14 protein-coding genes are annotated in these 12,912 nt (G+C 71.2%); 12 read left to right on the top strand and 2 right to left on the bottom strand.

Features of this window, described 5'->3' with window-relative positions; translation table 11 throughout:
• Nucleotides 1-25 precede the first annotated feature (25 nt).
• Nucleotides 26-1,531: a hydrogenase large subunit gene (locus tag CR162_RS05150; protein ID WP_141563075.1), complete on the top strand. Its 1,506-nt coding sequence runs from the start codon at nucleotides 26-28 to the stop codon at nucleotides 1,529-1,531.
• Between the two features lie 26 nt (nucleotides 1,532-1,557).
• Entirely contained in the window at nucleotides 1,558-2,181 is a 624-nt protein-coding gene (locus tag CR162_RS05145) for an NADH-quinone oxidoreductase subunit B family protein (RefSeq protein WP_099094474.1), read from the top strand.
• Nucleotides 2,182-2,468: 287 nt separating this feature from the next.
• Here the strand turns inward: CR162_RS05145 and CR162_RS05140 are convergent, their stop codons facing one another.
• Nucleotides 2,469-2,960 (bottom strand): DUF1489 family protein, encoded by a 492-nt coding sequence (locus CR162_RS05140; RefSeq protein WP_176559728.1) that lies wholly within the window; start codon nucleotides 2,958-2,960, stop codon nucleotides 2,469-2,471.
• Between the two features lie 120 nt (nucleotides 2,961-3,080).
• Between CR162_RS05140 and CR162_RS05135 the strand changes: the two genes are divergently transcribed.
• The 7 genes from CR162_RS05135 to CR162_RS05105 all read left to right on the top strand — a co-directional run bounded on the left by CR162_RS05135 (nucleotide 3,081) and on the right by CR162_RS05105 (nucleotide 9,620).
• Nucleotides 3,081-4,076, top strand: a complete 996-nt coding sequence (locus CR162_RS05135; RefSeq protein WP_099094472.1) for a TAXI family TRAP transporter solute-binding subunit — start codon at nucleotides 3,081-3,083, stop codon at nucleotides 4,074-4,076.
• Nucleotides 4,077-4,298: 222 nt separating this feature from the next.
• Nucleotides 4,299-5,330 (top strand): aspartate-semialdehyde dehydrogenase, encoded by a 1,032-nt coding sequence (locus CR162_RS05130; RefSeq protein ID WP_099094471.1) that lies wholly within the window; start codon nucleotides 4,299-4,301, stop codon nucleotides 5,328-5,330.
• Nucleotides 5,331-5,470: 140 nt separating this feature from the next.
• Nucleotides 5,471-5,749, top strand: a complete 279-nt coding sequence (locus CR162_RS05125) for a hypothetical protein (protein ID WP_099094470.1) — start codon at nucleotides 5,471-5,473, stop codon at nucleotides 5,747-5,749.
• A 281-nt stretch (nucleotides 5,750-6,030) separates the two neighbouring features.
• A complete protein-coding gene (gene sdhC, locus CR162_RS05120; RefSeq protein WP_099094469.1) occupies nucleotides 6,031-6,477 on the top strand; it encodes a succinate dehydrogenase, cytochrome b556 subunit in 447 nt (148 codons plus the stop codon).
• Between the two features lie 10 nt (nucleotides 6,478-6,487).
• Nucleotides 6,488-6,883 (top strand): succinate dehydrogenase, hydrophobic membrane anchor protein, encoded by a 396-nt coding sequence (gene sdhD / locus CR162_RS05115; protein WP_099094468.1) that lies wholly within the window; start codon nucleotides 6,488-6,490, stop codon nucleotides 6,881-6,883.
• Between the two features lie 113 nt (nucleotides 6,884-6,996).
• Nucleotides 6,997-8,820 carry a succinate dehydrogenase flavoprotein subunit gene (gene sdhA, locus CR162_RS05110; protein ID WP_099094467.1) on the top strand — a complete coding sequence of 608 codons (1,824 nt, stop codon included), beginning with the start codon at nucleotides 6,997-6,999 and terminating at the stop codon, nucleotides 8,818-8,820.
• Nucleotides 8,821-8,837: 17 nt separating this feature from the next.
• Entirely contained in the window at nucleotides 8,838-9,620 is a 783-nt protein-coding gene (locus tag CR162_RS05105; protein ID WP_099094466.1) for a succinate dehydrogenase iron-sulfur subunit, read from the top strand.
• Between the two features lie 75 nt (nucleotides 9,621-9,695).
• On the opposite strand, the gene CR162_RS05100 is transcribed toward CR162_RS05105, so the two are convergent.
• Nucleotides 9,696-9,965: a DUF2171 domain-containing protein gene (locus CR162_RS05100; RefSeq protein WP_099094465.1), complete on the bottom strand. Its 270-nt coding sequence runs from the start codon at nucleotides 9,963-9,965 to the stop codon at nucleotides 9,696-9,698.
• 188 nt (nucleotides 9,966-10,153) lie between these two features.
• On the opposite strand from CR162_RS05100, the gene zapE reads away from it, so the two are divergent.
• From zapE to mdh, 3 genes are all read left to right on the top strand, one after another.
• Nucleotides 10,154-11,344 (top strand): cell division protein ZapE, encoded by a 1,191-nt coding sequence (gene zapE / locus CR162_RS05095; protein WP_099094464.1) that lies wholly within the window; start codon nucleotides 10,154-10,156, stop codon nucleotides 11,342-11,344.
• Between the two features lie 31 nt (nucleotides 11,345-11,375).
• The gene (locus CR162_RS05090; RefSeq protein ID WP_141563074.1) at nucleotides 11,376-11,804 is read left to right on the top strand and encodes a hypothetical protein; all 429 of its coding nucleotides are present in this window, start codon (nucleotides 11,376-11,378) and stop codon (nucleotides 11,802-11,804) included.
• Nucleotides 11,805-11,950: 146 nt separating this feature from the next.
• On the top strand, nucleotides 11,951-12,904 hold the full coding sequence (gene mdh / locus CR162_RS05085) for a malate dehydrogenase (protein WP_099094462.1): 954 nt from the start codon (nucleotides 11,951-11,953) through the stop codon (nucleotides 12,902-12,904).
• The last annotated feature ends 8 nt before the right edge of the window (nucleotides 12,905-12,912 follow it).

The raw sequence follows: 12,912 nt of genomic DNA, 5'->3' as shown, positions 1-12,912 counted from the left end.
CGGCTGGCGCGAGGGAACAGCTGACGTGAACGGACCCGCGACCCGCCTGATCCAGTCCGGCACCCGTCGCTCGCCGATCCGCTGGCGGATGGACGAGGCGGGGTGGACGGCGCTGCCCGCCGCGCTGCGGCAGGAGCCGGAGCTCGAGTTCCTGGGCCTCTGGGGGGAGGCGGAGCGGGTGCACGCCGCCTTCCGCCACGCGGGCGGCGGCCCGCCGCTGCTGGCCACGGCGGATGCCGCCGGCGGGCGCTATGCCGCGCTTTCCCCCGCCCGCCCGGCGGCCGGCCTCTTCGAGCGCATGGCGGCCGACCTTTGGGGCCTGCGGGCCGAGGGCGCGGCCGATTCGCGGCCCTGGCTGGATCATGGCTTCTGGCCGCGCCACGCGCCGCTCGGCCGCAACCCCAAGCCCCCGCTCGGCGAGCTGCCGCAGCCGGCCTTTCTTCCCGCCGGTGGCGAAGGGGTGCACCAGATCCCGCTCGGCCCCGTTCATGGCGGGGTGACCGAGCCGGGGCATTTCCGCTTCCATGTCCGGGGCGAGACCATCCTCCGGCTGGAGGCGCGGCTGGGCTACGCGCACAAGGGCATCCTGGGGCTGATGCGCGGCAAGTCGCCGAAGCTGGCGGCACGGCTCGCGGCGCGCATCTCGGGCGATTCCACCGTCGCCCATGCCTGGGCCTTCGCCGCCGCCGCCGAGGCCGCCACGGGTGTCGCGCCACCGCCACGCGCCATCCTGCTGCGGGGGGTGATGGCGGAGCTGGAGCGCATCGCCAACCACCTCAACGATGCCGGCTTCCTGTGCGACGCCGCCGGCTTCGCCTGGCCGCATGCCCGCTGCGGCGCGCTGCGCGAGGTGGTGCTGCGGGCGGCGGACAGCGCCTTCGGCCACCGGCTGATGATGGACCGCGTGGTGCCCGGCGGCGTGTCCATCGACATCGCGCCGAGCGGGCCGGACGCCATCCTGGCCGCGCTGGCGGCGGTGGTGGCCGAGCTGCCCCCGCTGCGGCGGGCGATCGACGGCCATGCCGGGTTGCAGGACAGGCTGGCCGGCAGCGGCGCGCTCGCGCCCGCCCTGGCCGCGGGCTTCGCCGCCGGCGGCTTTGTCGGCCGCGCCTCGGGGCGTGACTTCGACGCGCGGCGCGACCTGCCCTACGCGCCCTATGACCGGCTCGGCTTCACCGTGCCGCTGCGCCAGGCGGGGGATGTGGCGGCGCGGCTGCAGGTCAGGCTCGACGAGATGGCCGAGAGCCTCGCCATGGTGGCCGCCCTGCTGGCGCGGCTGGAGCCGGGGGAGACGCTGCTGCCCCTGCCGGCGCGGCCAGGCGAGGGGCTCGGCCTGGTGGAGGGCTTCCGCGGCGAGGTGATGTGCTGGATGGCGCTCGACGAGCAGGGGCTGATCCGCGCCGTCTTCCCGCGCGACCCCTCCTGGCTGCACTGGCCGCTGCTGGAGGCGGCGGTGCAGGGCGGCGCCATGGCCGACTTCCCGCTTTGCGAGCGATCCTTCAACGCCTCCTGCAGCGGGGTGGACCTGTGAACCCGTTCCGGCGCGGAGCCCGACCGATGCTGTTGCCCCGATTGGCGCGCACCCTGTTCCGCCGGCCGCTGACCGACCCGGCGCCCGCCACCTATCCGGAGATCGTCGCGGCGCTGGTGGAGCGGCTGGACGCCATGGCGCGCGGGCGCCTCGGCCGCAGCCTGGCCATCCGCCATGTCGGCGCCGCCTCCTGCAATGGCTGCGAGCTGGAGATCAACGCCCTGTCCGGCGTGGTCCACGACCTGGAGCGCTTCGGGCTGCGCTTCGTCGCCTCGCCCCGCCATGCCGACGTGCTGCTCGTCACCGGGCCCTGCGGCCGCAACATGAACGAGGCGCTGCTGCGCACCCATGCCGCGATGCCCGACCCGAAATGGGTGGTGGCGGTGGGGGACTGCGCCGTGGATGGCGGGGTGTTCCAGGGCAGCGACGCGGTGGAGCCGGGCGGCGTCGGGCGGCTCCTGCCGGTGGACCTGCTGATCCCCGGCTGCCCGCCCAGCCCGACCCTGCTCCTGGAGGGGCTGCTGGCGCTGCTGGAGGCCGAGGTCACGGCCGCGCCGCCGCCGCCGCCGCTCCGGCCGGTGGAGCCCACCATGGAAAGCTGGGCGGAGCCGCGGCGCGACGGGCCCGTGCCGGAAGACGGCCCTGGGTGAGCGGGCGGGCCTTCGGGAAAGCGGCCGGCGTGGAAAAAAAAGGGCCGGCCGGATCGCTCCGGCCGGCCCAACAGCCGGCCCCCGGAAGGGCTGGCTGATCGGACGGCGGCCTGCCGGGAAAAAGGCCGCCGCCGAAGCCGTGAGCCTGTTCGGCCGGCCGCGCGGCAGGACGCGGCGGCGGCTGCCTGGTGCCGGGGGAAGGCGGCTCCCCCTCCGCTCCAGGCTGCGAAAGCCGCCCTCTCGGCGGGATGGGCCCGCGCTGAATTCAGCGTAATGAAACGGGCGGCTCAGAGCAGGCAGAGCAGTTGCAGCTCGCGCCGCAGCGCTTCCGGCAGGGCGGCGATGCCGTCCTCCCCCGCGCCCGGCGGGCGGGCGGCGATGTCGGGCGGCGCGGCCTCGGCCTCCAGGTATCGCCAGCCCTGGCAGGCCTTCACCGGCCGCGCGGCCACGGCCACCAGCGCGGGGTCCAGCACCAGCGCGGCATGGGCCGTGCCGTCCTCCGCCGCCTCCGCACGGATGTCGAGGATGCGCTGGCGGACGCAGGCGAAGCCCGCCACCACCCAGTAGAGCGAGCCGCCCTCCAGGATCTCGGCGGCGCGCTTGGGCTGCATGCGGGTGAGGTGGCGCAGCGGCGGGTCGAGCCGGGCGCGCCGCTCCTGCGCGGCGCGGAGGGAGGCCACGTCGCGCGGGCCGACGCAGAGCTTGATGATGTGCAGCACGCCGCCTGATCTACGCACCCGCCGCCCCGCCGCAAGAGGGGCATCGCGGGGGTGGGGCATGCGTCGGCGCTTCCTTTGGCCGGCCGGCTGCGGCAGGCTGTGCCTCGGCCACACCTGGCGCGACGACCGGGGCCGGGCCGGGACGGCGGCGTGCCCGCCACGAACAGGGAAGGAAAACACATGCTACGACGCGAGATGCTCTTCGGTGCCGCCCTGGCGGCGACGCTGCCGGCCCTGGGCGCGCGCCCGGCGGCGGCGCAGCCCAAGCAGGCCGGCTGGCCGCGCGCGCTCACCATGGGCACGGCGGCGCCGGGCGGCACCTACGCGCTGTATGGCCCCGCCTGGGGGCAGATGGCGCAGGAGGCCACGGGCGTCGCCATCTCCTACCGGACCACCCAGGGGCCCAACCAGAACATCCTGCTGGTGGAGCGCAAGGAGGTGGAGATCGGCATGACCACCATGGGGGTGGCGCTGCAGGCCTGGGAGGGCAAGGGCGACTGGACCCAGGGCAAGAAGTTCCGCGAGATCCGCGCCCTGTTCCCCATGTACGACACGCCCTTCCACGGCATCGCGCTGAAGCGCAGCGGCATCACCCGCTTCGAGCAGCTGGCGGGCAAGAACATCGGCGTCGGGCCCCGCGGCGGCACGCCGGGCACCTACTTCCCCATCATCATGGACACGCTGGGCTACAAGCCGGCCGCGGTGCGCTACGGCTCCGGCTCCGACATGGCGGGGCAGCTCCAGGACGGGCTGCTGGATGCCTACCTCTTCGCCTCCGGCGTGCCGGTGCCCTCCTTCAGCGAGGCCGAGACCCAGGGCGAGGTGACGTTCCTCGACTTCACCGAGGCGGAGGTGGCGAAGCTGACGGCGGCGCTGCCCGAGCTTTCCCCGGGCACCATCTCCGCCAGCACCTACCGCACCGCCGGGCGGGACCTGCGGGTGGTGGGCATGTTCAACTTCGCCATCGCCCACCGCAGTCTGGGCGAGGACCTGGTCTATGCCATCGTCAAGGCCGTGATGGACAACAACGCGCAGCTCGTTCAGGCGATCGCCGCGGCGCGTGAGACGGTGCCGGCCAATGCCGGAAAGAACGGCTTCCTGCCCTTCCACCCGGGTGCCGCGCGCTATTTCCGCGAAAAGGGCATCTCCCTGCCGGACCGGCTGGTGGCGGCCTGACGCGGCCGGCCTGACGCCACCAGCCTGACGCTGGCATTCCGGACATCGGCAGTCTGGAGATCGGCCGCCTGGCTGGTGGCGGCCATGGCGCGGCGGCGGCGGGTGCCGCGCCATGGCCGGGACGGGCGCGGTCCCGGGGGTGCAAAACAGTTGCGCCGCGCGGCGGGGGGGCGCTAAGCCACGCCACTTTTCCGCCGAATGCTGATGCGAGGGGATACACCTATGGGCTACCGGGTCGCGGTCGTCGGCGCCACCGGCAATGTGGGGCGCGAGATCCTCAAGACCCTGGCCGAGCGCGAGTTCCCGGTGAGCGAGGTCATCGCCCTCGCCTCGGGCCGTTCGGCGGGGCAGGAGGTGTCCTTCGGCGAGAAGGGCGTGCTCAAGGTGCAGAACCTGGAGAAGTTCGACTTCGCCGGCACCGATATCGGCCTGTTCTCGCCCGGCGCCTCGGTCTCGGCCGTGCACGCGCCGCGCGCGGCGGCGGCGGGATGCGTGGTGATCGACAACACCTCGCAGTTCCGCATGGACCACGACGTGCCGCTGGTGGTGCCGGAGGTGAACCCCGGCGCGCTCAAGGGCTTCCGCCGCCGCAACATCATCGCCAACCCCAACTGCTCCACCATCCAGATGGTGGTGGCGCTGAAGCCGCTGCACGAGATCGCCACGGTGAGGCGCGTGGTCGTCGCCACCTACCAGTCGGTGTCCGGCGCGGGCAAGGAGGCGATGGACGAGCTGTTCACCCAGACCCGCGGCGTCTTCGTCAACGACGCGGCGACGCCCGAGGTGTTCACCAAGCCCATCGCCTTCAACTGCATCCCGCACATCGACAAGTTCATGGATGACGGCTTCACCAAGGAGGAGTGGAAGATGGCGGTGGAGACCCGCAAGATCCTCGACCCCAACATCCAGGTGGTGGCCTCCTGCGTGCGCGTGCCCGCCTTCATCGGCCATGGCGAGGCGGTGCATGTGGAGTTCGAGCGGCCGATCAGCGTAAACCAGGCCTGGGCGGCGCTGCGCGAGGCGCCCGGCATCACCGTGCTCGATCGGCGCGAGGATGGCGGCTACGCCACCCAGGTGGAGATCGCGGGAGAGGATCCGGTGTTCGTCTCCCGCCTGCGGGCCGATCCCACCGTGCCGAACGGCCTGGCCTTCTGGTGCGTGGCCGACAACCTGCGCAAGGGCGCGGCGCTGAACGCGGTGCAGATCGCCGAGGAACTGGTGCGGCAGGAGCTGCTGGAGAAGCAGGCGGCCTGAGGCGCGCCGGGCCGCCCCACCCGGCGGGGGCGGTTCACGCGAACGTATGGAATTGCGGCGGCATGGCCACGCTGCCGCCGCATCTTCGCCGGGGGACCGGCCCAAGCCTTCTGGTGTTTGGCAGACCAGGAGGATTGACCATGCGGAACAACCTGACACGTCTGGGGCTGGCGGCCGGCCTGGCGCTTGGCCTGGCGGCATGTTCCGATCCCTACAGCCCCGGCCAGCGGGCCGTGGGGGGCGGGCTGCTCGGCGCCGGCGCCGGCGCTGGCGTGGGTGCCCTGACCGGCGGCAATGCCGGCACGGGCGCGCTGATCGGCGGCGCGCTGGGCGCCGTGGGCGGTGCCGTGACGACGCCGGAGCGCCCCGACCCCTATTACGGCCGCCGCCATCCCCGCGGCGGCTATCACGGCTACTGACCCGGCCCCCCGTGGCACCCTCCGGCGGGGACGGCCGCCCCGCCGGAGGGGAGGCGCGAGTCGGCGCCGGCGGCGCGACGGCCCCGGGCTCTGCCATCGAGGGCGGAGGCGAATGAAAAGGCCGGAACGTTAACCCGCAATTCCGCCGCGCCATGACATGGTGCGGGCCGGCGCGTTGACGCTGCACGGCAGCGCACCATAAAAGGTTCCACCGCTTCCCCCGGCCGCTTGCCCAGGCCGGGGCGGGAGCGTTTCAGAATAAGGCGGAGCGGGATCGGCCCATGTCCAGTACGAAAGACGCGCGCGAGGCGACCATGGTGGGGCGCCGCACGGACGGGACGCGCGTGAGGCGCCCCTTGTCCCCGCATCTGCAGGTCTATGACATGATGCAGATCACCAGCGGCCTGTCGATCGCCAACCGCGCGACCGGCATCGCCTGGACGGTCGGCCTGCTCTTCCTGGTGTGGTGGCTGGTGGCCGCCGCGGCCGGCCCCCGGGCCTTCGCCACGGCGCAGTGGTTCTTCTCGTCCTTCCTCGGCATCCTCATGCTGTTCGGCATGACGGCGGTGGCCTGGTTCCACACCCTGGGCGGCATCCGCCACCTGATGTGGGACGCGGGCTACGGCTACGACCTGCCGACCACCTACCGCACCGGCCGGGCCGTGCTGATCGGCACCGCCGTGCTGACGGTGCTGACCTGGCTCATCGTCATCATCGCCTGGGGCTGAGGAACGGGACATGAGCGACACTCCGACCCGCATCCCCCTGCAGTCGCCGCTCGGCCGCGTGCGCGGCCTGGGCTCGGCCAAGCAGGGCTCGCATCACTGGTGGATCCAGCGCGTGAACTCGGTGGCCATGGTGCCGCTGATGCTGTGGTTCATCATCTCCGTGGCCACCATGGGCGGCAAGGAGCATGCCGAGGTGGTGGCCTGGATCGGCCATCCGCTGAACGCCACGCTGCTGCTGCTGTCCATCGGCCTCGCCTTCCAGCATGCCGCCTCCGGCATGCAGGTGGTGATCGAGGACTACACGCGGAGCGAGATGGTGCGCATGGCGATGATCCTGGCGGTCAAGGCCGCCTGCGCCCTGTTCGGCGTCCTGGCCGCCGTGGCCGTGCTGAAGATCGCGATCTGAGCCATGGACGGGGGGTGGCATCGCGCCGGCCCCGCCCATCTCTGCGGTGACTGGTTTCTGGAAAGGCGGCGGCTCCCTGTGCCCGCCGCGCAAGTGACGGACGGATCGGGACGATGAACGCGATCACCATGCCCAACACCGGTGCCCCCGGGGGCGCCTACCGCATCGTGGACCACACCTACGACGTCGTCGTCGTGGGCGCCGGGGGTGCCGGGCTGCGGGCCACCTTCGGCATGGGTGCGGCGGGGCTGAAAACCGCCTGCATCACCAAGGTCTTCCCGACCCGCAGCCATACCGTGGCGGCGCAGGGCGGCGTGGGCGCGGCGCTGGGCAACATGGGCGAGGATGACTGGCGCTGGCACATGTACGACACCGTCAAGGGGTCGGACTGGCTGGGCGACCAGGATGCCATCGAGTACATGTGCCGCGAGGCCGTGCCGGCGATCATCGAGCTGGAGCACTTCGGCGTGCCCTTCTCGCGCACCGAGGACGGCAGGATCTATCAGCGGCCCTTCGGCGGCCACATGCAGAACTACGGCAAGACGCCGGCGATGCGCGCCTGCGCCGCCGCCGACCGCACCGGCCACGCGATCCTGCACACGCTCTACCAGCAGTCGCTGAAGCACAACTGCGAGTTCTTCGTCGAGTACTTCGCCCTCGACCTGATCATGGACGAGGAAGGCGCCTGCCGCGGCGTCATGGCCTGGAACCTGGAGGATGGCTCCATCCACCGCTTCCGCGCCCAGACCGTGGTGCTGGCGACCGGCGGCTATGGCCGCGCCTACTTCTCCTGCACCTCCGCCCACACCTGCACGGGCGATGGCGGCGGCATGGTGCTGCGCGCCGGCCTGCCGCTGCAGGACAACGAGTTCGTGCAGTTCCACCCGACCGGCATCTACGGCTCGGGCTGCCTCGTCACCGAGGGTGCGCGCGGCGAGGGCGGCTACCTGACCAACTCCGAGGGCGAGCGCTTCATGGAGCGCTATGCCCCCACGGCCAAGGACCTCGCCTCGCGCGACGTGGTGTCCCGCGCCATGTCGATGGAGATCCGCGAGGGCCGTGGCGTCGGCCCGCACAAGGACCACATCCACCTGCACCTGGAGCATCTGGGCGCGGACCTGCTGCATGAGCGGCTGCCGGGCATCTCCGAGACGGCGAAGATCTTCGCCGGCGTGGACGTGACCAAGGAGCCGATCCCGATGCTGCCGACCGTCCACTACAACATGGGCGGCATCCCGACCAACATCCACTGCGAGGTGCTGGCCGCCACCGGCGCGGACCAGGATCGCGTGGTGCCCGGCCTGATGGCGGTGGGCGAGGCGGCCTCTGTCTCGGTGCACGGCGCCAACCGCCTCGGCACCAACTCGCTGCTCGACCTGGTGGTGTTCGGCCGCGCCGCGGCGCTCCGCGCCGCCGACACGATCAAGCCCGGCGCCACCCAGGCGCCGCTGCCGGCCAAGGCCGGCGAGGCCGCGCTGGAGCGGCTGGACCGCGTCCGCCACGCCAAGGGCGGCACGCCGGTCGCCGAGCTGCGCCTGCAGATGCAGCGCACCATGCAGACCCATGCCGCCGTGTTCCGCACCTCCGAGCTGCTCAAGGAAGGCTGCGAGAAGATGGCGAAGGTGGCCCAAGGGTACAGCGACATCCGCATCGCCGACCGCTCGCTGATCTGGAACAGCGACCTCGTCGAGGCGCTGGAGCTGGACAACCTCATCGGCAACGCGCTGACCACCGTGGTGGGCGCGGAAGCGCGGCACGAGAGCCGCGGCGCCCACGCGCATGAGGACTACCCGGAGCGCGACGACCAGAACTGGATGAAGCACACCCTCGCCCGGGTGAACGAGAAGTACGAAGTCTCGCTCGACTACCGCGACGTGAAGATGCGGACCCTCACCAACGAGGTCCAGGTCTTCCCGCCCAAGCCGCGCGTGTACTGAGGAAGGAGCGGGACATCATGGCCACCTTCACCCTGCCCAAGAACTCCACCATCGGCGCCGGCAAGACCTACAAGGCCGAGCCGGGCGCCAAGAACGTCAAAGCGTTCAAGATCTACCGGTTCGACCCCGACACGGGGGAGAACCCGCGCTACGACACCTTCGAGATCGATCTCGACAAGTGCGGGCCCATGGTCCTGGACGCGCTGATCAAGATCAAGAACGAGGTGGACACCACCCTGACCTTCCGGCGCTCCTGCCGCGAGGGCATCTGCGGCTCCTGCTCGATGAACATCGACGGGATGAACACGCTGGCCTGCCTGAAGCCGATCGAGGATGTGAAGAAGGACGTGCGCATCACGCCGCTTCCGCACATGCCGGTGGTGAAGGACCTGGTGCCGGACCTGACGCACATCTACGCGCAGCTCCGCTCCATCGAGCCCTGGCTGAAGTCCGACACGCCCCCGCCGCCGGACGAGGAGCGCCGCCAGTCCAAGGAGGAGCGCGCCAAGCTCGACGGGCTGTGGGAGTGCATCCTGTGCTTCTGCTGCTCCACGGCCTGCCCGTCCTACTGGTGGAACGGCGACCGCTATCTCGGCCCGGCCGTGCTGCTCCAGGCCTATCGCTGGATCGCGGATTCGCGCGACGAGTACACGGGCGAGCGCCTCGACAACCTCGAGGACCCGTTCCGCCTGTATCGCTGCCACACCATCATGAACTGTGCCGCGACCTGCCCCAAGGGGCTGAACCCGGCCCAGGCGATCGGCAAGATCAAGCAGATGATCGTCGAGCGGCAGGGCTGATCCCGGCGCCGCGCGGCGGATAAGGGAAGGCCCGGGGGAGCGATCCCCCGGGCCTTTCTCATGCGCGAATCGCTCTCAGCCCTGGGCCTGGAAGTTGGGTCCGGTGCCTGCCTCGGGCGCGTCCTGGAGGAGCGATTGCGCGGCCTTGTGATTCACCAGGGTGATCACCCGCCCCGGCTCGGTCGAGGCCACGGCGGAGATCGGCAGGTATTTGTGCCGCCCATCCGTAGAATCCGCGGCCGTCAGCTTGATGAAGTCGCCCTCGATATGATCGACGGTGCCGACATGGTTGCCGCAGGAGCCGACGATTTCAGCGTGTTCGGTGATCGTGGACTTGTCGATCATGGGTGCCGCTCCGTTTTGTTGTTTCACCCGGGCGGTAAACGCGGTGCCGGCGCAGAGGATGCAGCACGGGGACATGACCGCGTTTTCACCAGTTCACGGAATCTAAAAAATCCATCCTTTCCGTGGGTTGGAGAATGTTGTGAAAGTGCGGTTGCCGGTTCGGGCCTCACAGGCTATGCCGCAACGCGATGGATGCTCCCTTGAAGCCGGGCGGTGCCGCGAGCCCCCCGTCCTCCGCTGAAGGTCCACTGCCCGCCTATCGCGCGAAGGTGGCGGCGGGCGAGCTGCGCGCCGACCCCGCCCAGGCCCTGGCGGCCGAAACCCTGCAGGACCTGTGGCGCCGCACCCGCGGCTACGAGCCGAAGCGCGAGGCGCCGACCGCCGAGCCGGGCAGCGGCTTCATGAGCCGCTTCTTCCGCCGCAAGCCGGTGGACGAGGCGCCGGGCAACGTGCCGCAGGGCCTCTACCTCGTGGGCGAGGTGGGGCGGGGCAAGTCCATGCTGATGGACCTGTTCTTCGCCTGCGCCGACGTGCCGCGCAAGAAGCGCATCCACTTCCACCAGTTCATGCAGCAGTCGCACCAGCGCATCCATGCCTGGAAGAAGCAGCACGGCGACACGGCGGACCCCATCCCGCCGCTGGCCGACCAGATCACCGGCGAGGCCTCGCTGCTCTGCTTCGACGAGTTCCAGGTGCACGACATCGCCGACGCGATGATCCTGGGGCGGCTGTTCGAGGCGCTGTTCGCGCGTGGCACGGTCATCGTGGCCACCTCCAACACGGCGCCCGACGACCTGTTCAAGGGCCGCCCCGGGCGGGATGCCTTCCTGCCCTTCATCGCGCTGATCAACCGGAACGTCTCGGTGCTGCACCTGCAATCGGCGCAGGACTACCGGCGTGACCGCATCCAGGGCCTGCCCACCTGGCACAGCCCGGCCGATGGCCGCGCGGAGCGGGCGCTGGATGCCGCCTTCCGGGAGCTGACCGGCAAGGCGCATGGCGCGCCGGAGGTGATCTCCGTGCTCGGCCGGCGGGTGGAGATCCCGCAGGCGCTGGGCGGCGTGGCGCGGGCGGATTTCGACGCCCTCTGCGGCAAGCCGCTGGGGCCGGCCGACTACCTGGCCATCTCCACCCATTACCACACGCTCGTGCTGGACGGCGTGCCGCGCCTCGGGCCCGACAATTTCGACAAGGCCCGCCGCTTCATCACGCTGATCGACACCCTCTACGAGCACCGCTGCAAGCTGGTCGCCTCCGCCGCAGCGGCGCCGGACCAGCTCTACGAGCAGGGCGAGAACGCCGCGATGTTCCAGCGCACCGCGTCCCGCCTGATGGAAATGCAAAGCCACGAATATCTGGGCCTGCCGCATCTCACCTGAGATGGGCCGCCCGCTGCCAGAAGGAGCTGCCATGCGAATGATCCCGCTCTGCCTGCTCGGCCTCCTGGCCGCGGCCATGGTCCCGGCGATGGCCCCCGCGGCCGAGGCCGCGTCGAGCCGTGGCGAGAGCCGCGCCTCCGCCAAGTCGGCCAAGTCCACCAAGGCGGGCAGCGCCGCCCGCGCGGCGGCCCGGCCGGCCGCGCAGCCCCAGCGCGCCGCCCTCCGCCCCGCTTCCGCCAAGGCCGGCCAGCTGCTGCGCCGCCCCGCCCTCCAGCCGCAGCGCGGCACCGCCCGCGTTGTTTCCAGGGCCGCCGCCCAGCCGCCCGCGGGCGGGGCGCGCCTCACCTCCTGGCAGGCGGGCCTGCCGCTGGCCTCCGGCACGCAGCGCGAGTGCCCCGTGGGCACCCTGGCCACCCTGGCGCGCGGGCATGATGACGTGATTCGCTGCATGCCGCTTTGAGCGGCATTCCGGCACCCGGCTCGTGCGTCGATCGGGCTGAAACGGCACTGGCCCGCCTTGCCCATATGGGTGGGGCGGAGTAGGTAGCCGCTGCAAGATTTCCCTGATCTCGCCCATCTACGAACGCCTCGGGAAGGAGCCTCCTCATGGCCCGTAAGAAGATTGCGCTCGTCGGCGCCGGCAATATCGGCGGCACGCTCGCCCACCTGATCGGCCTCAAGGAACTGGGCGACGTCGTCCTGTTCGACGTGTTCGCCGGCGTGGCCGCCGGCAAGGCGCTGGACATCATGCAGTCCGGCCCGGTCGACGGCTTCGACAGCAAGATGGTCGGCTCGGCCGACTATGCCGCCATCGAGGGCGCCGACGTGGTGATCGTCACCGCCGGCTTCCCCCGCCTGCCGGGCATGACGCGCGACGACCTGCTGACCAAGAACGCCGAGGTCATCACCAAGGTCGCCGAGGGCATCAAGACCTACGCCCCGAACGCCTTCGTCATCTGCATCACCAACCCGCTCGACGTGATGGTGTGGGTGCTGCAGCAGAAGTCCGGCCTGCCGCCGGAGAAGGTCGTCGGCATGGCCGGCGTGCTGGACTCCGCCCGCTTCCGCCTGTTCCTGGCCGAGGAGTTCGGCGTCTCCGTCGAGGACGTGACCGCCTTCGTGCTGGGTGGCCATGGCGACACCATGGTGCCGCTGACCCGCTACTCCACGGTCGCCGGCATCCCCGTGCCCGACCTGGTGAAGATGGGCTGGTCCACCCAGGAGAAGATCGACGCCATCGTGACGCGCACCGCCAATGGCGGCGGCGAGATCGTCAAGCTGCTGGAGAAGGGCTCCGCCTTCTACGCTCCGGCCGCCTCGGCGATCGCCATGGCCGAGAGCTACCTGAAGGACAAGAAGCGCGTCCTGCCCTGCGCCGTGCTGCTGAACGGCGAGTACGGCATGAACGACTTCTATGTCGGCGTGCCCGTCGTCATCGGCGACAAGGGCGTGGAGAAGATCGTCGAGGTCCAGTTCACCGAGGCCGAGAAGGCCGCCTTCGACAAGTCCTGCGACGCGGTGAAGAAGCTGATCGCGGACTTCAAGAAGCTCGGCGTCTGATCTCCCGC

Source organism: Teichococcus rhizosphaerae (assembly GCF_002631185.1).
Classification (GTDB): Bacteria; Pseudomonadota; Alphaproteobacteria; order Acetobacterales; family Acetobacteraceae; genus Pseudoroseomonas; species Pseudoroseomonas rhizosphaerae.
Note: the sequence above shows the minus strand (reverse complement) of the source record. Positions and strands in the feature narration are given on the sequence as shown.

What these genes read in the sequence shown, in the direction of transcription:
- CR162_RS05125 (WP_099094470.1), top strand. Translation starts at nt 5,471, where the DNA reads ATGCGGAACAACCTGACACGTCTGGGGCTGGCGGCCGGCCTGGCGCTT.
- mdh (WP_099094462.1), top strand. Translation starts at nt 11,951, where the DNA reads ATGGCCCGTAAGAAGATTGCGCTCGTCGGCGCCGGCAATATCGGCGGC.
- CR162_RS05090 (WP_141563074.1), top strand. Translation starts at nt 11,376, where the DNA reads ATGCGAATGATCCCGCTCTGCCTGCTCGGCCTCCTGGCCGCGGCCATG.
- sdhA (WP_099094467.1), top strand. Translation starts at nt 6,997, where the DNA reads ATGAACGCGATCACCATGCCCAACACCGGTGCCCCCGGGGGCGCCTAC.
- sdhD (WP_099094468.1), top strand. Translation starts at nt 6,488, where the DNA reads ATGAGCGACACTCCGACCCGCATCCCCCTGCAGTCGCCGCTCGGCCGC.
- CR162_RS05140 (WP_176559728.1), bottom strand. Translation starts at nt 2,960, where the DNA reads ATGCCCCACCCCCGCGATGCCCCTCTTGCGGCGGGGCGGCGGGTGCGT.
- zapE (WP_099094464.1), top strand. Translation starts at nt 10,154, where the DNA reads ATGGATGCTCCCTTGAAGCCGGGCGGTGCCGCGAGCCCCCCGTCCTCC.
- CR162_RS05105 (WP_099094466.1), top strand. Translation starts at nt 8,838, where the DNA reads ATGGCCACCTTCACCCTGCCCAAGAACTCCACCATCGGCGCCGGCAAG.
- CR162_RS05100 (WP_099094465.1), bottom strand. Translation starts at nt 9,965, where the DNA reads ATGATCGACAAGTCCACGATCACCGAACACGCTGAAATCGTCGGCTCC.
- CR162_RS05130 (WP_099094471.1), top strand. Translation starts at nt 4,299, where the DNA reads ATGGGCTACCGGGTCGCGGTCGTCGGCGCCACCGGCAATGTGGGGCGC.
- CR162_RS05135 (WP_099094472.1), top strand. Translation starts at nt 3,081, where the DNA reads ATGCTACGACGCGAGATGCTCTTCGGTGCCGCCCTGGCGGCGACGCTG.
- CR162_RS05145 (WP_099094474.1), top strand. Translation starts at nt 1,558, where the DNA reads ATGCTGTTGCCCCGATTGGCGCGCACCCTGTTCCGCCGGCCGCTGACC.
- sdhC (WP_099094469.1), top strand. Translation starts at nt 6,031, where the DNA reads ATGTCCAGTACGAAAGACGCGCGCGAGGCGACCATGGTGGGGCGCCGC.